The organism is Deltaproteobacteria bacterium, assembly GCA_016709225.1.
Taxonomy (GTDB): Bacteria; Myxococcota_A; Polyangia; order Nannocystales; family Nannocystaceae; genus Xiheibacterium; species Xiheibacterium phototrophicum.
Map to the genome: position 1 here is coordinate 2,296,281 of JADJEE010000001.1, position 25,085 is coordinate 2,321,365.

At 71.1% G+C, this 25,085-nt stretch carries 20 protein-coding genes; 14 read left to right on the forward strand and 6 right to left on the reverse strand.

Going from position 1 to position 25,085, the window contains the following annotated elements; genetic code table 11:
- Window positions 1-26: 26 nt before the first annotated feature.
- The 3 genes from IPH07_09285 to IPH07_09295 all read left to right on the forward strand — a co-directional run bounded on the left by IPH07_09285 (window position 27) and on the right by IPH07_09295 (window position 3,226).
- Window positions 27-989, forward strand: coding sequence for a prolipoprotein diacylglyceryl transferase (locus tag IPH07_09285; protein ID MBK6917580.1), 963 nt, complete (start codon window positions 27-29; stop codon window positions 987-989).
- Window positions 990-1,250: 261 nt separating this feature from the next.
- Window positions 1,251-1,919, forward strand: a complete 669-nt coding sequence (locus tag IPH07_09290) for a hypothetical protein (protein MBK6917581.1) — start codon at window positions 1,251-1,253, stop codon at window positions 1,917-1,919.
- Between the two features lie 122 nt (window positions 1,920-2,041).
- Window positions 2,042-3,226, forward strand: coding sequence for a hypothetical protein (locus tag IPH07_09295; GenBank protein MBK6917582.1), 1,185 nt, complete (start codon window positions 2,042-2,044; stop codon window positions 3,224-3,226).
- Here the strand turns inward: IPH07_09295 and IPH07_09300 are convergent.
- The gene (locus tag IPH07_09300; protein ID MBK6917583.1) at window positions 3,218-4,111 is read right to left on the reverse strand and encodes an ROK family protein; all 894 of its coding nucleotides are present in this window, start codon (window positions 4,109-4,111) and stop codon (window positions 3,218-3,220) included. The two genes, IPH07_09295 and IPH07_09300, sit on opposite strands and share 9 nt — an antisense overlap.
- A gap of 77 nt (window positions 4,112-4,188) precedes the next feature.
- On the opposite strand from IPH07_09300, the gene IPH07_09305 reads away from it, so the two are divergent.
- Window positions 4,189-4,977: a DUF1080 domain-containing protein gene (locus IPH07_09305; protein MBK6917584.1), complete on the forward strand. Its 789-nt coding sequence runs from the start codon at window positions 4,189-4,191 to the stop codon at window positions 4,975-4,977.
- A gap of 6 nt (window positions 4,978-4,983) precedes the next feature.
- Here IPH07_09305 and glpX read toward each other — a convergent pair whose 3' ends face one another.
- From glpX to IPH07_09320, 3 genes are all read right to left on the reverse strand, one after another.
- Window positions 4,984-5,940, reverse strand: a complete 957-nt coding sequence (gene glpX, locus IPH07_09310) for a class II fructose-bisphosphatase (GenBank protein ID MBK6917585.1) — start codon at window positions 5,938-5,940, stop codon at window positions 4,984-4,986.
- A 39-nt stretch (window positions 5,941-5,979) separates the two neighbouring features.
- A complete protein-coding gene (locus IPH07_09315) occupies window positions 5,980-6,411 on the reverse strand; it encodes an acyl-CoA thioesterase (GenBank protein MBK6917586.1) in 432 nt (143 codons plus the stop codon).
- An 81-nt stretch (window positions 6,412-6,492) separates the two neighbouring features.
- Window positions 6,493-6,777: a hypothetical protein gene (locus IPH07_09320; GenBank protein MBK6917587.1), complete on the reverse strand. Its 285-nt coding sequence runs from the start codon at window positions 6,775-6,777 to the stop codon at window positions 6,493-6,495.
- 772 nt (window positions 6,778-7,549) lie between these two features.
- Between IPH07_09320 and IPH07_09325 the strand changes: the two genes are divergently transcribed.
- The 5 genes from IPH07_09325 to IPH07_09345 all read left to right on the forward strand — a co-directional run bounded on the left by IPH07_09325 (window position 7,550) and on the right by IPH07_09345 (window position 13,451).
- Window positions 7,550-7,720: a hypothetical protein gene (locus IPH07_09325; protein ID MBK6917588.1), complete on the forward strand. Its 171-nt coding sequence runs from the start codon at window positions 7,550-7,552 to the stop codon at window positions 7,718-7,720.
- Window positions 7,721-7,942: 222 nt separating this feature from the next.
- Window positions 7,943-8,398, forward strand: coding sequence for a hypothetical protein (locus IPH07_09330; protein MBK6917589.1), 456 nt, complete (start codon window positions 7,943-7,945; stop codon window positions 8,396-8,398).
- 241 nt (window positions 8,399-8,639) lie between these two features.
- Window positions 8,640-9,773 carry a VCBS repeat-containing protein gene (locus IPH07_09335; GenBank protein MBK6917590.1) on the forward strand — a complete coding sequence of 378 codons (1,134 nt, stop codon included), beginning with the start codon at window positions 8,640-8,642 and terminating at the stop codon, window positions 9,771-9,773.
- Window positions 9,774-9,910: 137 nt separating this feature from the next.
- Window positions 9,911-13,063, forward strand: coding sequence for a hypothetical protein (locus IPH07_09340; GenBank protein MBK6917591.1), 3,153 nt, complete (start codon window positions 9,911-9,913; stop codon window positions 13,061-13,063).
- Between the two features lie 79 nt (window positions 13,064-13,142).
- A complete protein-coding gene (locus IPH07_09345) occupies window positions 13,143-13,451 on the forward strand; it encodes a hypothetical protein (protein MBK6917592.1) in 309 nt (102 codons plus the stop codon).
- Window positions 13,452-13,502: 51 nt separating this feature from the next.
- Here the strand turns inward: IPH07_09345 and IPH07_09350 are convergent, their stop codons facing one another.
- Complete coding sequence (locus IPH07_09350) at window positions 13,503-14,813, reverse strand: homoserine dehydrogenase (GenBank protein ID MBK6917593.1); 1,311 nt, start codon at window positions 14,811-14,813, stop codon at window positions 13,503-13,505.
- 153 nt (window positions 14,814-14,966) lie between these two features.
- Between IPH07_09350 and IPH07_09355 the strand changes: the two genes are divergently transcribed.
- The 5 genes from IPH07_09355 (at window position 14,967) to IPH07_09375 (ending at window position 23,595) form a co-directional block, all read left to right on the forward strand.
- A complete protein-coding gene (locus IPH07_09355) occupies window positions 14,967-17,069 on the forward strand; it encodes a DUF4573 domain-containing protein (protein ID MBK6917594.1) in 2,103 nt (700 codons plus the stop codon).
- A gap of 147 nt (window positions 17,070-17,216) precedes the next feature.
- Window positions 17,217-18,506, forward strand: coding sequence for a phosphopyruvate hydratase (gene eno, locus IPH07_09360; protein ID MBK6917595.1), 1,290 nt, complete (start codon window positions 17,217-17,219; stop codon window positions 18,504-18,506).
- An 8-nt stretch (window positions 18,507-18,514) separates the two neighbouring features.
- The gene (locus IPH07_09365; protein MBK6917596.1) at window positions 18,515-20,047 is read left to right on the forward strand and encodes an insulinase family protein; all 1,533 of its coding nucleotides are present in this window, start codon (window positions 18,515-18,517) and stop codon (window positions 20,045-20,047) included.
- Window positions 20,044-21,462, forward strand: a complete 1,419-nt coding sequence (locus tag IPH07_09370; GenBank protein ID MBK6917597.1) for a hypothetical protein — start codon at window positions 20,044-20,046, stop codon at window positions 21,460-21,462. The genes IPH07_09365 and IPH07_09370 overlap by 4 nt, the downstream gene beginning before the upstream one ends.
- A 108-nt stretch (window positions 21,463-21,570) precedes the next feature.
- Window positions 21,571-23,595, forward strand: a complete 2,025-nt coding sequence (locus IPH07_09375) for a thioredoxin domain-containing protein (GenBank protein MBK6917598.1) — start codon at window positions 21,571-21,573, stop codon at window positions 23,593-23,595.
- On the opposite strand, the gene IPH07_09380 is transcribed toward IPH07_09375, so the two are convergent.
- On the reverse strand, window positions 23,585-25,030 hold the full coding sequence (locus IPH07_09380; protein ID MBK6917599.1) for an amino acid permease: 1,446 nt from the start codon (window positions 25,028-25,030) through the stop codon (window positions 23,585-23,587). The genes IPH07_09375 and IPH07_09380 overlap by 11 nt on opposite strands.
- Window positions 25,031-25,085: the final 55 nt, after the last annotated feature.

A 25,085-nucleotide genomic window follows, 5' to 3' on the forward strand; every position in this document is an offset into this window, starting at 1 on the left:
CTTTGGGCTACGGTCCCTCGGCCACGATGCTGCACGCGCTCATCCCGTACATCCACGTGCCCGACTACACGCTGGTCAAGGACCTGCCGTTCGTCGGGCCGCTGAAGCTGCAGGTCTTCGGGCCACTGGTCGCCGTCGGCGTCGTGCTGGGCTGGAAGCAGTGCCTCAAGTACGCCAAGGACCGCGACATCGACGAGTTCTTCTTCCGCGACTACCTGTTCTGGATGCTGGTCTTCGCGTTCGTGATCTCGCACTGGGTCAGCGTGCTCTTCTACTTCCCCGACCAGGTGCGCGAGAACCCGTGGGTCTTGCTGGCGATCTGGAACGGCCTGTCGTCGGTGGGCGGCTTCTTCGGCGCGTTCATCGGCATGATGTACTACCTGAAGAAGCACAAGCAGCCGGTGATCGTGTACGCGGATGCGACGATCTTCGGCCTGCTGGTGGGTTGGTGCTTCGGTCGCGCGGGCTGCTCGTTGGTCCACGATCACCCGGGCCAGATCGTGCCCGAGGGCACCTTCTTCTCGGTCGGCCCATGGCCCGACGGCAGCTTCCGCTACGACCTCGGGCTCATCGAGTTCTGCTTCGCGGTCACGCTGTGCACGCTGATCTACTTCGTCGGCAAGCCGCTGCAGCGCAAGCCAGGGTGGTTGGTCGGCACGGTCGTCATGGCCTACGCGCCGTTCCGCTTCCTGCTCGACTTCATGCGCGCGACCGAGATCTCGACCAAGGTCATCCCGACCCCGGACGCGCGCTACTCCGGGCTGACCACCGCGCAGTGGTTCTGCATCGCGTTCCTGCTGGCCGGCATCTACCTGGTGTTCTTCCGCAAGCCGCAGCCCAGCGACACCGCGTACTTCAAGGACAGCGAGCGTCGCAAGCGGGAGCAGGGCGACAAGCCCGACGCCAAGCTCGCGGATGCGGACGCCAAGCCCCCCGCGCCCATCGAGAGGGACGACGACGACGACGCGCGTTCCGGCGCCGACGCCTGAGATCCCCCGCGAACGTACGTCCTCTCGAGGCCCGCCCCGGCGCACGATCGCGCTTGGGCGGGCCTTCGTGCGTTCCCGCGGCGATGTGCCCCACCGCCGCTGCAACCGGGCGTGCACACCCACGTCTTGCTCCCTCGAACGGGCGGTGAGTCCACGTGGCGGCGGGCGTGACCCGAGGGTGCGATGACGCTCCCCTCGCGGCCACGCTCCCCTTGCCTCGACCTCGCGCCGACCCCGAGACCCCGAACCAGGAACCCCCCGATGACCCGCACCGCCGTACTGCTGTCCCTCGTCGTCCTCACCGCCGCACCGCTGGGCTGCCAGAAGAAGGACAAGGAAACCAAGAACCCCGACGACGCCGCCGAGTCCGACAAGGATCCGCTCGAGGAGCTCAAGGGCATCCCGGTCGCGATCCAGGCCGAGGTCGATGGCGTGCTCAAGCCCATCACCGACGTCGACGTGGTCATCGATCAGGTCACCACGATGCCCGAGCGACTGGGCGTGGATCCCAAGGGCCTGCGCGCGATGGCCTCGGCCTCGCTCAAGGACGGCACCATCGCGGTGAACCTCGACATCGGCGCCGACGCCAAGGCCGAGATCGAGGGCGTGCTCGCGACCATCAAGGGCATCGGCATCGGCCTCAAGGAGACCCCGCAGCGCGTGCCGGTCGCCGCCAAGAACATCGTCGCGCAGGGGGCCAAGGCCGCCGCGCTGGTCGCCAAGCTGACCGCGAAGTTCCAGGCCAAGCTCAGCTCGCCCTTCACCAAGGCCGAGGAGAAGCTCAAGATCCAGGCCGACCTCGACGCCGTGATGAAGCTCGACGTCGACATCAAGACCACGGTCAACGAGGCCAAGTCGACCGTCATGGGCCTGCCCGCCAAGGGCACCGAGGCGCTGGCGAAGATCACCGCCGCCTTCACCGCCGGCTGAAGCGCCGCGCCCTGGAGTTGGCGCGTTTGGAGGCGGCCGCCGGTGAATCCTGCGGCCGCCACCGTCCCGAGCAGGCATTTCGCCCCTTGTCGGCGCGCTCGGCTTTGGAGTAGTCCTGGATCGTGATCGCGTCGCGCGTCGTTGTCCTGGCGAGCCTCGGGGCCCTGTTGCCAGCGGTGGCCGCCGCCAGCAACGGCACCCACCCGCGCACGCCGGTGGTGTGGAACGACGTGCCGTGCATGACGCTGCACGACCGCAGCGCGAACGCGACCTTCCATCTGCCGTACGACATCCCGATGGAGGACACCGACGTCACGGCCGACGAGGTGGCGGACAGTCGCACGCACCAGTTCTTCGCCTACTGCCGGCCCCACCACCCGCAGGACTTCCTGCCGAGCTGGATCACGCAGGACGACATCGACGCGGCGGTCGCGAAGAACCTGCTGATGGCCGGCACCGTCGAGCCCCAGGACCTGCTGACCGGCAACCCCGCGTGGGATGGCTGCTGGTACCGCATCATCGGTGACGACGAGCGTCGTCCGATCACCTTCGCCTCGGCGTCGGCGGGCGTCGACTGGGACACCAGCGCGGTGCCGGCCGGGCCGTACACGCTCTACGGCTACACCTACGAGCCGGTGTTCAACATCTGGCACCTGCGTCCGGGCGTGGTGAAGGTGTTCGACGGCGATCCCGATGCGATCGGGCCGGCGGGTGCCGTCGTCACCGGCGAGCTCACCCCCTACAAGAACGACAAGGTGCTGATCGAGGGCTGCGTCGATGCGCTGCCGGGCACGACCTTCACGGCCTCGTGGGCGCTCACCGACGCCGAGCCGCAGTGGGTGCCGTACCTCGAGGACGCCGCGATCGACGGCGACGCGTGGATGTTCGAGCTGACCCCGCCCGAGGGGATGTGGGGCGAGTCCGCGATGATCCGCATCGTCTTCGTCGATCCGATGGGCCGCGAGTACACCACGTACCAGGCCGATCCGATGCTGGTGATCAACGCCGACAACCCCGACGCGTGCGATCAGGGCGGCAGCTTCATCGGCACGCCCTGCGACACCAGCGGCTCGGACTCGGGCTCGGGCACCGGCGACGACGCGGGCGCCAGCAGCGGTGGCAGCGGCGAGTCGGGGGCCTCGGCGACCGACGGCAGCGCGAGCGCCACCGGCCAGCAAACCGGCGGCGATGGTGGCAGCGATCCCAGCGGCTGCGCGTGCTCGGTGCGCGACGCCGCACCGGGCTGGGCCCCGTTCGCGCTGGTCACCGCGGTCGCGGCCGGTCGCCGTCGGCGTCGCTCACCATAGCCACGCGGCCCCGCGCACGCCGCTGGCGTCGCCGTGGACCGGCGTGCGAACGGTGACATCGGCGTAGTCGCAGAAGATGTGGGCGCCGATCTGCGCGCGCACGCCCTCGCACAGCCCCGGCAGCTGACCGACGCCGCCGCCGAGCACGATGACGTCGGGGTCGAGCACGTCGACCACGGTCGCGAGCGCGCGCGCGAGTCGATCGAGGTGCCGCTGCAGCGAGGCGATCGCGGGCGCATCGCCGCCCTGCGCCGCGGCCACGATCGCGGGCACGTCGCGCACCGCCGCGCCGCCACTGCGGCGATGATCGGCGAGCAACGCGGGCCCCGACAGCCACGCCTCGATGCAGCCGCGCTTGCCACACCAGCACGCCGGCCCCGGCAGTTCGTCGCCGCGCGCCCACGGCAGCGGGTTGTGGCCCCACTCGCCGGCGATGCCGTGGGCACCCGCGCGCACGCGGCCATCGACGACCACGCCCGCGCCACAGCCGGTGCCGAGGATGACGCCGAACACGATCGCCGCGCCCTGCCCTGCGCCGTCGGTGGCCTCGGAGAGCGCGAAGCAGTTGGCGTCGTTGGCGAGGCGGACCCCGCGGGCGAGCGCCCGCTCGAGATCCTCACGCAGCGGCCGGCCGTTGCAGGCCTGGGTGTTGGCGTTGCGGACCAGGCCGGTGCGCGGCGAGATCGATCCGGGGATGCCGACGCCGACGGTGCCGGTTGCACCGAGCTCGCGCTCCGCGTCGTGCACGAGCGCGGCGATGGTGGCGATGATGGCGTCGTAGTCGTGCGACGGCGTCGCCACGCGGCGTCGCAGTCGCTCGCCGCCCTGGTCGTCGAGCGCGAGGATCTCGGTCTTGGTGCCGCCCAGGTCGATGCCGATGCGCACGAGCGCCCACGAGCATCGCACGGCCCGGGGGCAGCCGCGCCCACGCGTGCGCGCGGCTTGGCTATGCTCGCCCGCACATGAACCGACGCACCGTCGCGCTCACCCTCGCCCTGGTCGCCTGCGGCGGCACCGATGCCAAGCCCGACGCCGCGCCGGCCACCAAGGCCGAGACCAAGGCATCCGCGGCGCCCGAGCTCGGGCCCGACGCGAAGGCAGCCGCGAAGCCCGACGAGCCCGCGCCGACCACCGCCGCGCCACCACCGGCGGCCGAGGTGCGCAGCTGGAGCTTCGAGGACGACGCGGTCGATGCGGTCGCGAAGGGCTTCCGCGTGGTCGCGGCCGGCGAGGTGGTCGATCCACCGGCGACGTGGGCCGTGGTCGAAGACCCCGAGGCCCCGTCGCCGCCGCACGCCTTCGGCGTGACCAAGACCGTCGGCACCAACAAGAGCTACAACCTCGCGCTCGTCGACGGCACCCGCTACGGCGACGTCGAGCTGAACGTGATGCTCGCGGCGCGCAGCGGCAGCAACAACCAAGGCGGCGGCGTCATGTTCCGCGCCAAGGGCGAGGCCGACCACTACATCGCCCGCCACAACCCGGTCGAGAACAACTTCCGCGTCTACGCGCTCATCGGCGGCGCGCGGGTCGACATCGCCGCCGCACCGCTCGAGCTCGACCCCAAGGCCTGGCACGCGCTGCGCGTGACCATGGTCGGCGATCACATCGAGTGCTTCGTCGACGACAAGCTGGTGGTCGCGGCCGACGACAAATCGCTGCCCGAGGCGGGGATGATCGGGCTATGGACCAAGGGCGATGCCGCGACGGTGTTCGACGATCTCACGGTCGCCGCGATCGGGCCGCGGTAGCCGCGCTCAGGTGTGGAAGCGATCGGCGCGGACCGTCGTGTCGACGAAGCGCACGGTGCCGGTCGAGCTGCGCATCGCGAGGGTCTGCAGGTGCAGGCGATCGCCGATGCGGCGCACGCCCTTGAGCAGCGGCCCCGAGGTCACGCCGGTGGCGACGAAGATGACCTCGCCGCGGACCAGGTCGGACATCGCGAACAGGCGATCGGGCTCGCTGACGCCCATCGCGATCGCACGCTGACGCTCGCCCTCGTTGCGGAACTTGAGGCGGCCCTCGAAGAAGCCGCCCATGCAGTGCAGCGCGGCCGCCGAGAGCACGCCCTCGGGCGCGCCACCGGTGCCGCAGACCATGTCGATGCCGCTGTCGGGCAGGCAGGTCGCGACCGCGGGCGCGACGTCGCCGTCGCTGATGAGGTGCACGCGGGCACCGGCGCCGCGCAGCTCCTCCACCAGCTTCACGTGGCGGTCGCGCTCGAGCACCACCACCGTGATCTCGCTGATGCGACGGCCCTTGATCTCGGCCAGCGCGCGCACGTTCTCGGCCGGGGTCTTGCGCAGCGAGACCACGCCGATGCCCTCGGGGCCGCACGCGATCTTCTCCATGTACGTGTCGGGCGCGTTCAGCAGGTGGCCGCGGGCCGCGACCGCCAGCACCGCGAGCGCGCCGGGGCCACCCTCGGCACAGAGGTTGGTGCCCTCGAGCGGATCGACCGCGATGTCGACCTCGGGGTAGTTCTCGTCGGCCGAGCCCACGCGCTCGCCGATGTAGAGCATCGGCGCCTCGTCGCGCTCGCCCTCGCCGATCACGACGGTACCGCTGACCGGCACGCGATCGAAGGCCGCGCGCATGGCCTCGACGGCCTTGGCGTCGGCGCCGTCCTTGTCGCCGCGCCCGATGAGATGCGAGCAGGCGATCGCGGCGGCCTCCGTGACCCGCACGAACTCCAGCACGAGGCGGCGGTCCATCTTGGGCTCGAGTTCATCGTGGTGTTGGGTCATCGGCGGCTACCGTGAATAGCAGGATTCGAGCAGTGCGACCACATCGCGCGGCAGCCGTTCGGGACGGCCGTCTGCGAGCCGAATGCACGCATGCCGCGTCTGCGCCCACAGGAGGTCGATCGGCTGCGCGAGGCCCTCGCGATCGCCGGGCTCGACCGTCACGAGGTAGTCGAAGTGCAGCCGCGCGCGCGTGAGCAGCGACACGGCACAGTGCACGGTCATGCGATCGTCGTAGCGCGCGGGCGCGCGGTAGCGCACCGCGACCTCGGTCAGCGGCAAGCCCAGCCCACGCGGCTCGAAGGTGGGGATCGCCAGCCCGACGCTGCGGCACAGCTCGACCCGCGCGAGCTCGAGGTAGCGCAGGTACGACGCGTGATAGACCACGCCCATCTGATCGGTGTCGGCGAACAGCACCCGCACGTGGGCGCACGGTCGCATGTGCTCGCGCGACAGCTCGGGGAGCAGTGGAGTCGTCATGGCGCGGGGGTTAGCACGGATGCCGCGGGCCCGAGAAGCGGATCACGGCATGTCAGCGGCGCCGATGCGCCAGCCGGCGACGTTCCCGTCGGCGAGGCACACCGCGGGTGCACGCGTGCGGCAGGTCGCGGTCGAAGGATCACACCAGCCGAAGTACATCGGCTCGCCATCGCAGGCGAAGTTGTCGGCAGGGTCGCACGCCGAGCCCGCGGCGAGGGTCACGGCGCACACGCCGACATCGGCGCTACCGAGGCCTTGGCAGTAGACGTTCGGACCGTCGACCGCGATCGAGCCAGCCCCTGCGCGCAGCGCAGCTCGGGGGCGCACTCGTCCACGCGGAACGGCGAGACCGCACTCGCGCCAGTCGGGTCGCAGCTAGCGCCCTCCCGCTTGCGTCCATGCAGCACGGCGCAGTTCCACTCGAGAAACGGCCAGTGCGTAGTCTCGTTGCAATCGCCCAACGCGCCGCTCGCGACCACGCCGTCGAAGCACCTGTGGTCGATCGCAAGTCCGTTCGCCTGCGCCTGCGCGAATGCTCCGCCCAGGGTCTCGCGGCACGCATCGGCGTCGCCGTACCGCAGCTGGCAGCCGCACGCCTCGATCGCCCCGCACATCGCATCGGCCTAGCGCTCGGCCTCGTCGCCATGGTCCGGCCCCCGGGTCGGACCACAAGCGATCACGCAGAGGCAGGTCGTCAGCAGGCAAGAGGCCGACGTCCGAACTCGTCGGTGCGCGCGCGGATGATTCACACGGAGCATTAGGACACCTGATAGTAGCGTGTGAGATTGGAGGCTCCGCGCTTGAGTTGCGACATCCCTGCTGAAGCTGCAGCAGCTGGCATCCTGAGTTCGTCCAGACCGAGGTGCCCGGCTACCGATCGCACGTCGAGGATGTCAATGGCGATGGTCTCGACGACGTCATCTTCGACAACATCGAAGAGCTCGACTTGTTCGTGGCGGAGGGCGACGGGAAGTTCGGGTCATCGATTGTGGTGTAGACATCCGACACCCCGCTGTCGCTGGATGACGACAATGTTTGGGAGTTCGATTTTGCAGACCTGGATGGCGACGCCGCGAAGGAGATCCTCGCGGGGCGGACGGTGAACCTCGATCCGCTGGGCTCGCCGGTGTTCGAGGACTATGTCGCCGAAGGGGTGTTCGCACCGGTGATCGATATCCTGCCGGCGGGGGACATCTCCGGGGATGGCATCGACGACATCGTTCTCAACACGTACCCAGTGACGCAGGTTCTGATCTCTGGGCCAGCCTGACGAGGCCCTCACAGGAGCGGCCTGAACGAGCGCTGCGGTCTGGGCCCCCGCGTGTCCGGGGGGCCCCGGGCGCGCTGTGACACCAACACGGCAACGTGGCGTCCAGCGGCCGCCGGATTGCGCCGAGGCACACACGCATTTCTCCTCGACCTTTTTTCTTTTTTTCGACATCCTGTGTCCTGCGGCTGGCTCGGACGCGGCCGGCGAGAAGGACGCTTGCCCGTGTACCGACCCCACGCGACAACGCCGCTGCTGCTCGGGGCCTTCGCGCTTGCGGTCGCCTGTGGGCCGCGGACGAGCGGTGGCAGCGGCGGCTCGGGCGACGCGAGCGGCGGGACCGCGGATGGGGACGACTCGAGCGAGACGCTGACGGGTGCGACGAGCACGGGAGGCGCGTCGGTCACGGTGGGCTCGAGCGCGGACAGCAGCAGCTCGGGCGGCGCGGGCGGGTGTGTCGACAATGTTGCGAACGAGCCGTGGTGCTATCGGGCGTTCGCGGTCGATGCAGCTCCGGACCGGGGCCTGTTCGGTCGGTTCGGGCCGGGTGGGGAATACCCGGAAACGGGGCCGCTGACCCATTTGACTCGTTACGGAGTTGGCGACACCGGCATTGAAGCGCGGGTGACCACATCCGGTATCCGGCATCCGGCATCCGGCAAGGACCGCGGCGATGCTTGAGTGGGAGCGGCGCTGGTCGAGCCCATTGTCGGTGACCCGCTGGGCGTCGCCGTGGTGGGTCGCGGCAGTGCTCGCCTGTGGGCCGTCGCCGCCGTCGACCTCGACATCCGGGGAGGAGACGGGTTCCACCGCGAGCGCGACGGGCTCCACCTCGAACGCAGCGGCCTCCGGCGACACGTCGAGCGATGCGGACAGCTCGGGCGCGGATGAAGTCTCCAGCACCAGTGAAAGCTCGGGCTGCGTGGACAACATTGCGAACGAGCCGTGGTGCTATCGACGCTTCACGCTCGAAGGCACGGCATTTCCGGGCCCGCACGGACGCTTCGGGCTGGGCGGCGAACCCCGCTTCTTCATCGGCCACAACTTCGAGTCGGCGTCGATGATCGGCTGGGACGGTGCGGGTGTGGTCGTCGAGCCGCAGCCGCAGCTCGACGATCTCGTCGGGGTCCCGGGTTCTAGCTTCCACGCGACGAGCGGGATAGTTCGCGGCCACGACGACGTGTTGTACTTCGGCGACGAGCTCCGGCGCTTCGTCAGCACCCCAAAGGGCCTCACCAACGGTGCGACGACGATGTACTCGTCCGAGCAGGCTCACGCACCCTGGGCGGCAGCCGATGTCGATGGCGACGGCGTCGACGAGGTGATCGTCTCGGAGTCGTTGCTCCAGCCCGAAGGCGGGCGGCCGCGGCTGCGCGTCATGGAATGGACCGACAACGGGTTCGTCTTCGTCGGGGACCCGATCGAGTACAACCTCGAGGCGTGTGGTTTCGGGCTGGCGATCGCGGCCCTCGACGCCGACGGCGATCCCTACGAGGACCTCGTGGTCTCGACCGACTGCCAGCAGTCGGGTCTGGAGGGGCGCCTCTACCTCATCCGCGGCGCGGCGCAGGTCGAACAAATGCAAGTTCAGATCTCCGGCAGGTCGCCACAGACGAAGGATGGCTTCGTGTTCTGGGCCGAGATGATGGTGGCGCGCGACTTCGACGGCGATGCTCTGATCGACCTCGCGCTCATGACCACGCAAGGGCACATGCTGATCATGCGCGGGCTTGGCGGTGAGTCCTGGGCCGAGGCCACGTATGTGTGGGACGCCAACAGCTTCCCAATGGGGCCCGATGGGGTCGACGGCGCCAACGTCTGGGAGTGGACCTTCGCCGACATCGACGGCGACGGCCGAACGGACATCCTCGCGGGTCGCACCGTCATCGTCGATCCAACGGGCGAGCCGAGCTTCGTTGACTACCTGCCGAGCGGAGCGCTCCCGATGATCGTGAAGTTCTCCGCGGTCGGCGACATCTCTGGCGACGGCATCGACGACCTGATGGTGGCGACCGCCGACCAGAGTACCGAGGTGTTGATCTCGGGTCCACCCTGACCCACGACGCGCTGCCCGATGGGCCCTCGAAGAGTTTGTGATTGGCTGCACGGTCCTCGACGCGCCGATCGTCGCGCGCGTTCGTGTGCCGCGCAAACCAGTACCGACCACCACCGATCGCCAAGGAGGCCAGAACCATGTCCGCATCTCGCATTCCCGCTCGAGCGCTCGGCCCGTGCGTGCTGTTCGTCCTGACCAAGACGGCGTGTCATGTCGACGGCGACGCCGTCGCTACGATGATGACGACCGGCGGCACCCTTGGGTTCACGGGTACGTCGACGTGGAGCGGTTCGGACGGTGGCGACATCTCGACGACCACGACCGCGTCGACCGGCACGGCCGACGAGTCGGGGACTTCCGCCGACCCGACGGGCGGCGACCCCGAGGTCTGCGCCGCGATCACACGGGACCCGGGCTGCGGCGAGCCGGGCGCGGCACCGGAGGGCCCGTTCGAGGTGACGCAGGTCAGCTTGCCCGAGACCTTTGATCTCGCGAATGCGTGCCCGTGCTATCTGCGGGACACTCCACCGGACTTCGAGATCTTCGCGCCGGGAGGCTGGCCCACGTCGCCGACGACCGCACCGCTCGCCGTGCTCGCACACGGCAACGGCTTCAACGCCGGGCTCTACTCGAACCTGATCGAGTTGTTGGTGTCCATGGGCTTCGTGGTCCTCAATGTGGACCTTTTGGAACAGCTCGACAGGGACGAGGATGCGACGTGCGCGCTCGAGGCCGTGTGGGCGGCGTTCGGCGATTCCTTGCGCTGCGAAGTCATCCTGGTCGGCCACAGCTCGGGTGCCGGCGACCTGCTGGACTTGGCCGACCGGTCCGGGCAAGAGCCGGAGGCGTCGATCCTGCGTCCGTTCGCCGTGCGGGGATATGTCATGCTCGCGGCGGGCAACCCCAGCGGCATCGCGACCCTCGACCTCACAGCGGCGCCACCCGCCGCCGCGCTGTTCTTCGGCTCGACGACCGATGGGCAAGTCGGTGGGAGGCCAGGCGAACACTTCGACCAACTGGCGCCGGAGGCGGACGCGGCCGGCTATTCGGCACCTCGCGCCGTGGTGTGGGTCGACGGGACGACTCATGACGGCTTCAGCGACCTCGGCGGGACGGGCCGCGCGCTTGCAGCCCTCCAGGGCTACATCCCCGAGTTCATCCGCTCGCAGGTCTTCAATGGGAATGACGATCTGTGGTGGTCGTACGCGACGACGGAGGCCTGGCCGGCCGAGGTGCTCGACGACACGTTGTGGGCCCCGCTCGAGCCGTACAGCCTGCATGCCGATGTCGACTGCAGCATCGTCGGGGCCGGCTGCGATGATACACCCGGCTGCGCCTCGACACCCGGCGGCGTTTGCATCGACGAACCGCGGATCAAGAACATGCTCGCGCCGCCGTCGCAGTATCGTCACCCGGTCGAGTTCTTCGAGCAAATCGACGGCGCCGAGATCGACGACACCCCCGACGACATGACGCTCGATGTCGATGCGGCGGAGGAGATCACATCCGGCCTCGGAATATCGAGGGCGGTGGACTCGCGGATCCTCGGTGTCGAGTACGGCGCTCCCGACCAGGTCGGGGAGCTGCGGATCCCGGTGCCCGCGAACCTCGAACTGGGCGAGATGACGCATCTATCGCTGCGCGCGGGAAACGTCCTCGAACTCGGCGATGTCTGCCACGCGGTGTCGGACGAGCCCGTCCGCTTCGACGTCAGCCTCGCGCGCGGCGGCGGCATCGACCGCAGCGTCGCGCTTTCGACGGGGCGCCTCCCGCAGCAATACCACAACTCCTCTGAGGGCTCGTCATGCCCGTCGGTTCAGGCGATGCAGACAGTGCGGTTCAACCTCGGCGATTGGTGCGAGTTCGGTACAGACGAGATCGACGAGATTATCCTGACCTTCGACGAGCCCGTCGACCCCGCGCGCGTCATCCTCGACACGATCGAGTTCACCGACTCGCCGCTCGACATGGTCGAGGACCTCCCGCCGTGCGGCTTCACCGGCGGTGGTGATGGCAGCGGCATGTGGCGCTGCGAGATCGACGAATTGACCGTCACCGAGGTGTCCTGCTCCGCCGAGCCGGTCGGGAGCCCACGCGCGTGCGACCCCGGCGACATCGAGACTACCGCCGTCGACCCACCCCTGGTCGTGCTCCCGGGCGGCAGCTACTCCGGCTGGGCCGTGCACACCCGCCCCGGCATGATCCGCAACCTCGACGAGCCCACCACCGAGGACCTCGACTTCGTGCTCGCGCGCTGTCAGCAGGCCTGCGAGCTCGAGTACGCCGCCAATCCCGACGTCGCAGCCGAGTGCTCCGCGGCGAGCGGCTTCATCACCCCGTCGCTCATCACCACCGACAGCCACGCTGCCTACTTCGAGATCCCACCCGCGCAGACCGATGGCAGTGGCCTCTTCGAGGATGAGTCGCTCGACTGCAACCTGCGCACCGATTGTTGCGAGCACTTCGACGAGGACATCTGCGCAAACCGATTGCTCCGGCCCACCGAGGCCCGCCAAGGCCTCGGCCGCGGCGAGGAGTGGTCCTACGGGATGGACGGCATCATCACCCTCGATTCCCCCAACGCCACCGAGCCCGTGCAGGGCTTGCTCTCGGGCAGCCTCGGGTTCTCGTCCTGCGTCGAAGGCAGCGGCACCGCCCCGTGCCCCACGTACATCGGCTCCGCCGACGTCGCGCTGGGCGATCCCGTCACGCTCGAGCTCACGTGCGGCGGCGAGACCGTCAGTCACACCCTCGACAGCCTCGCGCTCACGCTCGCGCAGCCGGCGTTTGCGATCCGCTCCCACGCGCTGCCCGACTGGACCGCGGTGCCACCGGGCGGCCTGGTCTTCGACGCGCACACGAGCGTCGACTCGATGACCTTCGACACGTTCCTTCCCATCGAAGATGGCGTCGGCCTCATGCTCGATGAAGGCTGGGCGGTCATCCCTGCGTACGGCAAGTTCGAGGTCCACATCGATGTGCCCTGCAACGGCGAGGTCGCCGAGGTCACCGCCACGTTCGATCTCGTCGCCACCAGCTGGCTCGGCTCGCCGCCCGAGGTTGCCATCACCGTCGCCGATACCGTCGACTGTCCCGACACCGTCGCGCTCACTGCCGACACCTTCGATGCCGAGTACGATCTCGAGTCGTTGCGCTGGTACGTCGACGACGTCCTGCTCGACGCCGGCACCACCAGCATCGACGTCACCACCGACCACGTGCTGCGGGCCGTCGCCCGCGACGCCCGCGGAGCGACGCGCAGCGCGACAAAGTCGGTCACCTGCGAGTGACGCCCCCTGCCCCCCAGCAGCCGCACGGCATCGCGGCGAGCGAGCCAGCTCGCGTTCGTCGCTCCGCGGATTGGAGCATGTGACTGGCGGCTCTATCGTCATTCATGCGAATCCACTACTTGCCGATCTCTCCGGCCTCGAGAACCTCGCCGCAGTTTCGAATCAGCTCAGAATCATCGACAATCTGCGAATCGCATCTCTGGCAGCGCTCGATCCGCATCGCAGCGGAAAGCTGGCGAGCATCGACATGGCCGCGGATCTCGAGATCAGCGGGAACGCGTCCTTGGACGAGTGCGAAGCCCGGGCATTTGCAGACACGCTCGCTGCGACAACGACCGAGGTCCATCCGTTGGTCGCCGACAACCGCCCCAACGGAGCCTGTCCATGACGTCCCCGCGGCTGCGCCCGGCGGATCGACCACCGCCCCCGCCCACCGCGATCAATCCAACGGATCCGGCGGCAGGATCCGCAACCGCAACGCCGGCGCGAGCGTGGTCTCCAGCGCATCGATCTCCCGCAACGCCGCGCGCAGGTCGACATCGGCGACCGCCTCGGTGACCAGCACCATGTCGACCGGCAGGCCCGGCCCCAGCGGGTCTTGGTTCAGTCGCTTGATGCTGACGCCGCAGCGGCCGAGGCAGCTCGCGACGCTGGCGAGCACGCCGGGCACGTTGGGCACGGTGACGCGCACATAGTTCTCGTGCCGCTCGTCGTCCAAGGGCGCGGGCGTGACGTCGACGATGTTGGGCAGCGACTCCGGCGGCGGCATGCGATCGGCGAAGGCCACCACCGCGCGGCAGACCTCGACCAGATCGCTGACCACCGCGGTGCCGGTCGGCATCATGCCGGCGCCGCGGCCGTAGTAGAGGCTGCGACCGAGCGCGGCCGACTGCACCAGCACCGCGTTGTAGCTGCCGTGCACGCCCGCGAGCACGTGGGCGTTGGGCACCAGGGTCGGATGCACGCGCGCGCGCAGCCGCCCGTTGCTGACCTCGGCGTGCGCGATGCTGCGGATGACGCAGCCGAGGGTCGCGGCGGCCTCGACGTCGATCGGCTGGATCCGTCGGATCCCCTCGGTGGGAATCGCCCCCGGATCCACCCGCATGCCGAACGCCACCAGGGCGAGCAGTGCCAGCTTCTGCGCGGCGTCGGTGCCGTCGACGTCCATGGTGGGATCGGCCTCGGCGAAGCCGGCCTCCTGGGCCTGCAGCAGCGCGTCGGCGTAGTCGCGGCGCGCCCGCGTCATCGCATCGAGCACGAAGTTCGAAGTGCCGTTGACGATGCCCGTGATCGCCAGGATGCGATCGCTGGCGAGCCCCTCCCGCAGGGTTCGGAGGATCGGGATGCCACCCGCGACCGCGGCCTCGAAGTGGATCGAGACCCCGCGACGGGCGGCCTCGGCGAACAGCTCCTTGCCATGGGTACCCAGCAGCGCCTTGTTGGCCGACACCACGTGCTTGCCGTGCGCGAGCGCCCGCAGCACGTAGCTGCGCGCCGGCTCCAGTCCGCCCATCACCTCGACGACCACGCGGATGTCGGGATCGTCGAGCACCTCGGCCGCGTCGCAGGTCTTCGCCGCCGCGGGCAGCTCGAATGCGCGCCGCTGCCCCGGTGCACGCAGGAGCACGCGCTTGACCACGACCTTGGCGCCGATGCGCTGGGCGATCGCGTCGTGGTTGTCACGAAGGAGCTGCAGGACGCCGCATCCGACGTTGCCCGCGCCCAGCAGGCCGATCGCGATGCTGCGCATGTGGGTGGGGGCGAAGGTAGCCGGCCGGGTTTTCCCGCGTCAATGCGGCCGTGCCGAGCCGGCGAATGTCAGGCCGGTGACAACGAGTCCCCGGCGGGCCGCCTGGACCCCGCGCGCGCACACTCGCACGGCGCAGCCCGCTATCATGTCCACGTGACCCTGACATCGATGTGGATCGAGGAGCGATCGAACCCTGCACGACGCCGCGCGACCAGGCGGACCCGGCTGGCGCTCGCGATGGTGGGCTGCTTGACGATCGGCCTCGGCCTCGATCGCGAGGCCCAGGCCGCACCGCCCTACCCCGACGACATCACGCCGGGTGAGCTGCGCGGCATCTCGATGAACCCCGGCGATCCGTGGGGCCTCGGCTACTGGGAGTACCTGCCGAGCAACTACGACGACCTCGCGCCCGGCGAGACCCTGCCGCTGCTGGTGTTCCTGCCGGGCATCGGCGAGTACGACGACGTCTCGGTGTGCCCCGGCAACACCGACGTCTGCGACGCGGCCGCGTGTGGCGGCGACGGCCTGTGCCGCAACCTCACCTGGGGCCCGCAGCAGCACATGCGCGTGGGCGCGTGGGACGACGGCGATCGACCGTTCATCTTCGTGTCGCCGCAGAACGACGTGCCGCCGTTCTCGACCACCGAGTGGAACATCGCCGAGCTCGACGCCTTCTTCGAGTACATCATCGACAACTACCCGGTCGATCCGCGGCGGCTCTACCTCACCGGCATGAGCCAGGGTGGCCGCGGCGTGCTGCAGTACGTCAACGTGCACGCGCGCCGCTTCACCGCGGTCGCACCGATGCCCGGCGGCGTGATCTTCCCGACCGAGGTCGGTTGCAACTTCGAGGACACCGGCCTGTGGATCTTCCACGGCGAGAACGACAACAACGCCAACCTCGGCGTCGGCACCTTCAGCCCCTGCTGGATGGTGCAGGTCGAGGACATGTACCAGCACCCGGGCAACTACCCCGGCTATGCCGCGTGCACCAACCGCGTGGGCGACCCGCACCCGCCGGGCCGCATCTCGATGTTCGACAACGTCGGTCACTTCGCGTGGGTCCAGGCCATCGACCCCGTCAACTCGGGCTTCCCCAACGCCGAGTGGCCCAGCGATCAGGGCTGCGGCATCGCGGCCGACTTCTACCCGTACGCCGCGGCCAACGACGCCGACGGGGTGTACTCGTGGTTCCTCTCGCTCGACCGCCCCGACGTCACCCCACCGGACGACCTCGCGGCGACGATCGACGGCGACCCCGTCGAGTTGGTCGCGAGCGTGATCGATGACGACGCGATCACGTGGGAGTGGACGCAGACCTCGGGCCCCGCCGCGACCCTCGATGGCGCCGACTCCGGCACGCTCGCGCTGACCGACCTGCTGCCGTTCTCGGTCTACACCTTCGAGGTGCGCGCGGTGGATGCCGATGGCCAGTGGGACATGGAGGAGGTCGTGCTGACCACGCTCGCCGAGGTCGGTGGCTCGACCGGCACCATCGATCCGTCCGGTGGTGGCTCGACCGGCATCATCGATCCCACGGGTGGTGGCTCGACCGGCATCATCGATCCCTCGGGCGGTGGCTCGACCGGCGTCGATCCGTCGGTGGGCTCCACCGGCATCGATCCCTCCGGCGGCGACACGGCCATCGATCCGTCCGTGGGCTCGACCGGCATCGATCCCTCGGCGGGCTCCACCGGCATCGATCCTTCCGCGGGCTCCACCGGCATCGATCCTTCGGCGGGCTCCACCGGCATCGATCCCTCCGCAGGCTCGACCGGCGTCGATCCTTCCGCGGGCTCGACCGGTGGCGGTGAGACCAGCAGCGGTGCGGAAACCACCAGCGGCGCCGAGACCACCAGCGCCGGCTCGACCGGCGCCGGCTCGACCGGTGGTGCCGAGACCAGCGGCGGTGGCTCGACCGGCGGCGGCGAGTCCAGTGGCACCGGCGCGAGCGGTGGCCCCACGACCACCGCGACCACCGACGCGAGCGCCTCGGCGAGCGACACCGTCGCCGACACCACCGACGGTGCGTCGGCGTCGGCATCGGCGTCGGCATCGGGTGCCACCGCGTCCGCGAGCGACACCGCGAGCGCGGGCGACACCGAGGCCACCGGCGACACCGCGGGCATCACGGGCGAAGAGCCGCTCGGCTGCGCCTGCACCACCGACCCGTCGAGGGATCCAGCGCACGGTCTGCCGTGGGCCTCGGTGGTGGGCCTGGGCCTGTTGCGTCGCGTGCGACGGCGACGCAGCTGAGGCGCCGCGCAAGGCGAACGCGGGTGACGATCGCCCGCTGCGCCGGCCCTCGTCGCGCGCGAGGCGGGCCCGATCGCCCGCTCGCGTCGCGCCGTGGCGGCCGTGCTACGCTCCGCCGCGCCACCGCGAAAGCGAGAGCCCACCCGCATGAGCAGCATCGTCGACGTGCACGCCCGCGAGATCCTCGACTCGCGCGGCAACCCGACCCTCGAGGTCGAAATCACCACCGAAGCCGGCAACGTCGGACGTGCTGCAGTGCCCTCGGGTGCCAGCACCGGCGAGTTCGAGGCCCACGAGATGCGCGACGGCGACAAGTCGCGCTTCGGCGGCAAGGGCGTGCTGCATGCGGTCGCCAACGTGACCGATCGACTCGCCGAGGTCGTGATCGGCCTCGACGCGATCGATCAGGCGGCGGTCGACGCCGCGCTGTGCTCGGCCGACGGCACGCCCAACAAGCGCTCGCTCGGCGCCAACGCACTGCTCGGGGTCTCGCTCGCCAACGCCCGCGCCGCCGCGCAGGACGTGGGCCTGCCGCTGTTCCGCTACCTCGGCGGCACGCTCGCGTGCACGCTGCCGGTGCCGCTGATGAACGTCATCAACGGCGGCGCCCATGCCGACAACAACCTCGACTTCCAGGAGTCGATGCTGGTGCCGCACGGCTTCGACAGCTTCCCGGATGCACTGCGTGCCGGGGTCGAGACCTTCCACGCGCTCAAGAAGCTGCTGCACGACGCCGGCAAGACCACCGCGGTCGGTGACGAGGGTGGCTTCGCGCCCGACCTCGCGACCAACGGCGAGGCGCTCGCGCTGCTGACCCGCGCGATCGAGGCGGCCGGCTACCGCCCCGGCGAGCAGATCAGCCTCGCGCTCGACGTCGCGGCCTCGGAGTTCTACGACCGCGACAAGCAGGTCTACACCCTCGCCGGCGAGGGCGGCCGCCAGCTCGATGCCGGCGAGCTCACCGAGCTCTACGCCGATCTCGCCGATCGCTTCCCGCTGGTGTCGATCGAGGACGGCATGGCCGAGGAGGACTGGGACGGCTGGAAGACCCTCACCGATCGCCTCGGTGCGCGGGTGCAGCTGGTCGGCGACGATCTGTTCGTGACCAACCCCGTGCGGCTGCGTCGCGGCATCGAGATGGGCGTCGCCAACGCGTTGCTCGTCAAGGTCAACCAGATCGGCACGCTCACCGAGACCCAGGTCGCGATCCGCACCGCCCACCGGGCGCGCTACCGCTGCATCGTGTCGCACCGCAGCGGCGAGACCGGCGACGACTTCATCGCCGACCTCGCGGTCTCGTGCGAGGCCGGTCAGATCAAGACCGGCAGCGCGTCGCGCTCGGACCGCGTCGAGAAGTACAACCAGCTGCTGCGGATCCACGAGCTGCTCGGGGCCTCCGCGCGCTTCGCCGGCCGCGAGTCGCTGCGACGCGCATGAGTGCACCCGTGGCAGCGCCCCGGCCTGCGCGCGCGACGGTGGCCCCGTGGCTGCTGGCCGCGTGCCTGGCCGTGCCCGCGCTGGCCCCGACGCCCGCGGCTGTCGCGGCGCCACCGGCCACCGCGACACCACCGGCCACCGCGACACCACCGGCCACCGCGACCCCGCCGGCCACCGCGACACCACCGGCCACCGCGACACCACCGGCCACCGCGACCCCGCCGGCCACCGCGACCCCGCCGGCCACCGCGACCCCGCCGGCCACCGGCGAGGACGTCGAGTCGAGTCCACGTAGCGACGACGGCACGCAGTCGTTGGCAATCGACACCGTGCTGCCCTGCGGACTCCGCCTGGTGGTCGCGCAGGATCTGACGCTGCCGGTCGCCGCGAGCGTGCTGGCGATCGAGACCGGCACCGAGGACGACCCCAAGGAGCTGCCCGGGCTGGTCCACGCGCTCACGTTCCAGCTGCTCGAGGGCAACCGCGACTGGGCCCCCGGCGGCATCGCGCGGATGATCCACGACGGTGGCGGCGTGACCTCGCTGGCGGTCGGTGCGGCACAGGTACGCTTCGAGGCGTTGGTGCCCGCGTCGCTGCTGCAAGACGTGCTCGGCGCAGAGGCGTCGCGACTGCGCGCACCCACGGTCAGCGAACCGCTGTGGCGCGACGCGCTGCGCTGGGCCCGACGCGATCGCGGCCGCGGCAGCACCGTAGCGCCGGCCGTGCGCGCCGCCGCCCACGATGCCCCCGGCATCGCGCACGACGGCCGCGTCGTCACCCCCGAGCTCGAGGCGCTCAAGCCCCGCGCGATCGAGGCCCAGCTCGCCGAGCGCTTCACCTACGACCGCGCGACCCTGGTGCTGGTCTCGCCGATTGCACCCGACCAGGTCTACGCGCTGGCGCTGGCGGCCTTCGCCGATCTGCCGGCCACGCCGCGACGCGCCCGCGACCGCACCGCGCCCACGCGCCAGGGCAGCGCTCCGCGCGTGATCGAGGCCAAGGGCACCAGCGGCACCTTCGTGTGGCCGATCGCGGCCGACGTGGCGAGCGCGGCGTGGGCCCAGGTCGTGTGCAGCGCGCTCAACCATCTCAAGCGCGACACCAGCGAGCCCACCCGCGCGCGCCTGCGCTGCGCGATCGAGGACGAGCCGCGACGCGCGGTCATGCTCGTGCGTGCGACCGGCGTCGACGACCCGCTCGCGCTGACCCGCGGACGCCAGGCGCGACTGCTCGCCGACGACCTCGCGATCTTCGAGCGTGAGCGCGACCGCATCGTCGCGGAGCTGGCCCAGGAGCTGCGCACGCCGCTGCCGCTGGCGCGCCACCTCGCGCGCACCCGCACCACGGCGGTCGCCGCCGAGGCCTCGCCGATGCGACCGCTGTCGCAGCTGCTGGGGGCCAGCGCGCTGGCGATGCCACTGTCGCCGGTGCCCGAGCCGCTGGCCCCGCTGCTCGATGTCGCCGCGGCGGTGCACGCCGTCGACCCCACCCGCGGGCCCGCGCCGGCCACGACCCCTGCAGCGACCGAGGTGCCGCGATGATCACCCGTCGCCATGCCGTGCTGGGGCTCGCCGCCGCGCTGGCGTCGTGCAAGCGCAGGCAGCAGAGCAAGGTCGCCGAGGTCTGGGACGAGGAGCCGGTGCCCGAGCAGTCCGAGGCGCTCGCCGCCCTCGCGCCACCGTGGCCGGCGCCCACCCGCGGCACCCTCGACGACGGCTTGGTCACGTTCTGGCTGCACGAGCCCGGCGCCGTGATGGCCCACGTGCGGCTGCTGCTCCCGACCGGCGGCCTCGCACCGGCGCCGTCGCCCGAGAGCATCGCGATCGCCGGCGAATACCTGCGCTTCGAGTGGCAGCGTCGGCTGCAGAAGCAGGGCATCACCGTGCAGCTGCAGCCCGGGCCCGATCGCCTCGAGGTCTGTGCCAGTGGCCCCGGCGATCGCCTGCCGAACGTGCTCGCGCAGCTCGGCAGCACGCTCGCGCTGCGCAGCGCCAACCCGCTGGAATCGGCCCGCGTGCGGCTCTCGTCGGGCGATGCACGGCCCACCAACCTCGAGCTCGCGACCGCGGCGACGGTCGCCCAGCTGCTCGGCCACCACGATCTCGTGCAGCTCGATCGACTGCGTGCGCTGGGGCGCCAGGCGTTGCTCGAGCCGTGGCAGCGCCTGGCCGATCCGCTCCGCGGCGTGCTGATCGTGCACGCCGGTGGCACCGCGGACGCGGCGAAGCCCGAGCTGCGTCGACTGTCGGAGCTGTGGCGCAGCAGCGAGCGCAGCGACACCGTTGCCCCTGCGATCGCACGTCTGCGCGCGCGCGACGAGGCGCCGGCGAGCACCGGCACGCGCCTGCTCGCCGCACCACCGACGCCGCTGTCGTACGTCGAAGGCCGCGCCGGCGGCGGCGAGGCCATCCTCGTGCTGGGCCGGACGCTGCCGTTGGCCGACGCCAGCACCCGCGCGCTCGCACGCCTCGCGCAGCGCGTGGCTCAAGAGGAGATCGACGCCAGCCTGGTGGTCGCCGGCGATCGTGCGGTGTGGATCGTCGCGGCCGTGATCTCGCGCAGCGCCGTGGAGCGCGACCTCGGCCGCGAGGTCGCCGGGCTCGCTGCGCTCGCGGGCACCCGCCAGCCGCGGCAGCGCCTGTTCCAGGCCGCGCAGCTCTACCTGGGTGCGCGCGTGGTCGAGGCCAGCCTGGGCGGCGAGGACTGGACGCGGTTGTTCGCGCAGTCGATCGATCTGGCGGAGTCCGACCCGCAGATCGCGGGCGCGATGGCGAAGGACGCCGCGGCCATGCTCGCGGCGACGCCCGCAGCGCTCGAGACGTGGACCCGCAGCTGGCTCGAGCCCCGCAAGGGCGAGCCGGGCTGGGCGTGGACGGTCGCCGGTCTCGACGCGCAGGCGCGGGCGCAGGCGGCCAAGCTGGTGCCGGTGGTGGCCTTCGACGGCCCGGCGACCTGACGACGTGGGTGGCGGGCCGCCCGTGCCGCGGGCGGTGGGCTACCATCCCGGCGCGCCGGCGCGGCCGTGACGATCGACGCGCACCGGCAGCCCCAAAGCGAGACGACCATGAACGCAACGCTCCGATCCTCCCTGTGCGCCGCCGTGCTCCTGGCGCTGGTGGTCCCCGCTGGCTGCATCGAGAGCCGCCCGCATCGCGGTCGCCAGCGCGCCGAGAAAGCCGCCGCCGCGCCGGTCGTCCGCACCGATCCGAACGCGGTCGACGGCAGCCTCGATCGCATCGTCACCGGCGAGCGCATGCGCGTCGACTACGACGCCGACGACGCGATGACCGGCGCGACGACCCCGCTGGTGACCATCGTCGAGTTCAGCGACTTCGAGTGCCCCTTCTGCGGGCGCCTGGCGGAGCAGCTGTCCGGCGTGCTGGCCCGCTACCCCGACGACGTGCGGCTGGTCTTCAAGCAGTTCCCGCTGGCGATGCACGCCCACGCCGAGCCGGCCGCGCGTGCGGCGGTGGCCGCCGGGGCCCAGGGCAAGTTCTGGGAGATGCACGATCGCCTCTTCGCCGACCGCAGCAAGCTCGGCGACGACGACCTGCTCGCCCACGCCGAGGCCATCGGCCTCGATCGCACCGCGTTCGCGACCGCACTGGCGGCCCCCGCCACCGGCGCACGCGTGCGCGAGCAGATGCAGGAGGGCAGCGTACTCGAGCTGTCGTCGACCCCGACGTTCTTCGTCAACGGCCGCAAGTTCAGCGGCGCGAAGGATGCAGAAACCATCGCGCAGATCGTCGACGAGGAGATCGTCGTCGCGCGCGCGCTGATGGCCGCGGGGGCCAAGCGCGAGGATCTCTACGCCCACTTCATGCGCGCCGCGACCCCCGGCGCCGGCACGCCGCCGAAGCTCGACCCCGAGCACAAGCGGGGCGAGGCCAGCGCCCAGGCCAACTACGCGGTGCCGGTGGGCGCCGATCGCCCGAGCGTGGGTCCCGACGACGCCGCCGTCACCCTCATCGCGTACATCGACTACGGCACCGAGCCCGGCGACGCCGCCTTCCCGACGCTGCGCGCGGTGAAGCAGAAGCACCCCGAGATCCGCATCGCGTTCCGCTTCCTGCCCGGCACCCGCGAGACCATCGCGGCCGCAAAGTCGCTGATCGCGGCCGGTCGCCAGGACAAGGACAAGACCTGGGCGCTGCACGAGCGCTTCGTCGCGGCCGGCAAGGGCATCGCCGGCGCACCGCTGCGTCGCCACGCCCGCGAGGTCGAGCTCGACCTCGAGCGCTTCGATCGCGATGTCGAAGACCCCGCGGTCGCAGCGATGCTCGAGGAGGACCGCGCGGTGATCGAGACCGTCCGTGGCACCGCGCCGCCGCCGTTCTTCCTCATCAACGGCCGCTTCGTCGGCCACGACACCACGGTCGAGCAGATCGACGCCCTCATCGCCGAGGAGGCCACCAAGGCGGCCGCCTTCGCCAAGGCCGAGGGCGTCGCCGCGGCGGAGCTTTACGAGGCCATGCGCAAGTCTTGGCGGGGCTATCGCATCATCGAGGGCGTGGCCAAGGCGCCGCGCATGGCCGCCGGCGCGCCCACGGCCGGCAACGCCGCGGCGGCCGCGGCCGAGGGCGCGATCGCGGACACGCCGGTGCTCGGCGACCCCGCCAAGGCGAAGGTCACCATCGTCGCGTGCACCGACTTCGATTGCCCTGCGTGCGCACGCGGAGCCAAGGTGTTGCAGACCCTTCGCGAGCGCTACGGCGATGCGCTCGCGATCCAGTTCCGCCACAACGCGCCCGGCGGCCGGCACACCGCCGACGCCGCGCACCTGGCCGCAATCGCGGCCGCGCGCCAGGACAAGTTCTGGCAGCTCCACGACCTGCTGTACGCCAACAAGAGCGCGCGCAGCGAGGCCGCGCTGGCCAAGCTCGCGGCACAGGCGGACATCGAGCTCGAGGCATGGAACCTCGCGCGCACCGACGAGGCCCTGCGCGCGCGCATCCAGGAGGACACCGCCGCGTGCGCGTCGCTGGGCCTCGCGGCACTGCCGTCCTACGCCGTCGCCGGCACCACCATCAAGGGCGCGCAGCCGATCGATCGCTTCACCGCCGTCATCGACGCCGCGCTCACGAAGTAGCGTCGTCGTCCGCGGCGGCCGCACCGTGCTCGGCCGCCGCGATGATCGCGAGCTCCTGCGCCAGCGTGTGCCCGGCAATCCGCGGCCGCACCACGACCACGAAGTACACGCCGCCGGCCGCGAGCACGGCGAGCAACGTGAGCAACGCATGGCCGGCCGCGACGCCGAACAGCCCCGCGCCGAGCAACGCGACCGCCGCCAGCACGATCACCGCCGATGCGGTCACGCGGCCGCCGGGCGTGCGGTACGGTCGCGGCAGCGTCGGTGCCTGTCCGCGCAGCCGCCAGAAGCTGGCCGCGATCGCGACGTACGACGCCAGCGCAGCGAACACCGCCACCTGCATCAAGAGGTCCGCCGGCGCGACCCCGTCGGGTGCGAGCCAGCCGGTGATCGCGAGCGCGAGCAGGCCCACCACCCCCGGCACCACCAGCGCCGCGGCCGGCACCTGGCGCGCATTGGTGCGGGCGAGCCACGGCGGCAGGTGTCCCGCCCGCGCGAGTGCGAAGATCTGCCGCGAGTAGGCGTAGACGATCGAGAGCATGCTCGCGAACAGCCCCAGGCTGCCGACCGCGGTGACGATCGTGAACCACACGCCGCGGCCGTAGCCGACCTCGATCGCGGCCGGCAGCGGGTTGCCCGACTCGGCCAGCGGCGCGACCCCGGTGGCCAGCGGGCCCAGCAGCGCGACCATCGCGGCGAACACCGCCAGCGTCGCCATCGCGGCGAGCATCCCCCGCGGCAGGTCGCGTACGGGGTCACGGCTCTCCTCGGCGGCCATCGGCACGCCCTCGATGGCGAGGAAGAACCAGCCCGCGGCCGGCAGTGCGGCCGCGATGCGACGCGGCGACAACGGGGCACCGGGCTGTGCGAGCAGCCGCGACCACGCGTCGTCGGGCAGCGCGAGCGCGACCGCGAGTGCCCACGCGAGCAGGGTCGCAGCCGCCAGCGCGGTGACGACGAACAATGCCCGCAGCGACACCGCGGCGCCGGCGAGGTTGATCGCGATGCACGACGCATAGGCGACGACCGGGGTCCACGACGCCAGCGCGGCCGCGTGCTCGGGCACGATCGCCGTCAGCCAACCCTGGGCGTAGCCCGCCAGGCCCGCCGCGATCACGGCCGGCGCGATGGTGTACTCGAGCGCGACCACCAAGCCGGTGAAGAAGCCGCCCGCGGGTCCGAACGCCCGCCGCGCGAACGCGAACGGACCACCGGCCACCGGCGTCGCGCAGGCCAGCTCGGCGATGCAGAAGCACAGCGCGAGGTACATCGCGGCCATGATCGCGGTGGCCGCGAGCATCGCCGGCAGCCCCTCGCGCAGCCCGAAGTTCCACCCGAAGTAGTCGCCCGAGATGACGTAGCCGACGCCGAGCGACCACAGCGTCACGGCACCGGCGGTGCGTCGCAACGTGCCCTCGGCCGGCGACGCGGTCATGCGCGTGCTCCTCGAACCAGCGCCCCCAAGAACGCGACCCTGTCGGCGCCAAGGG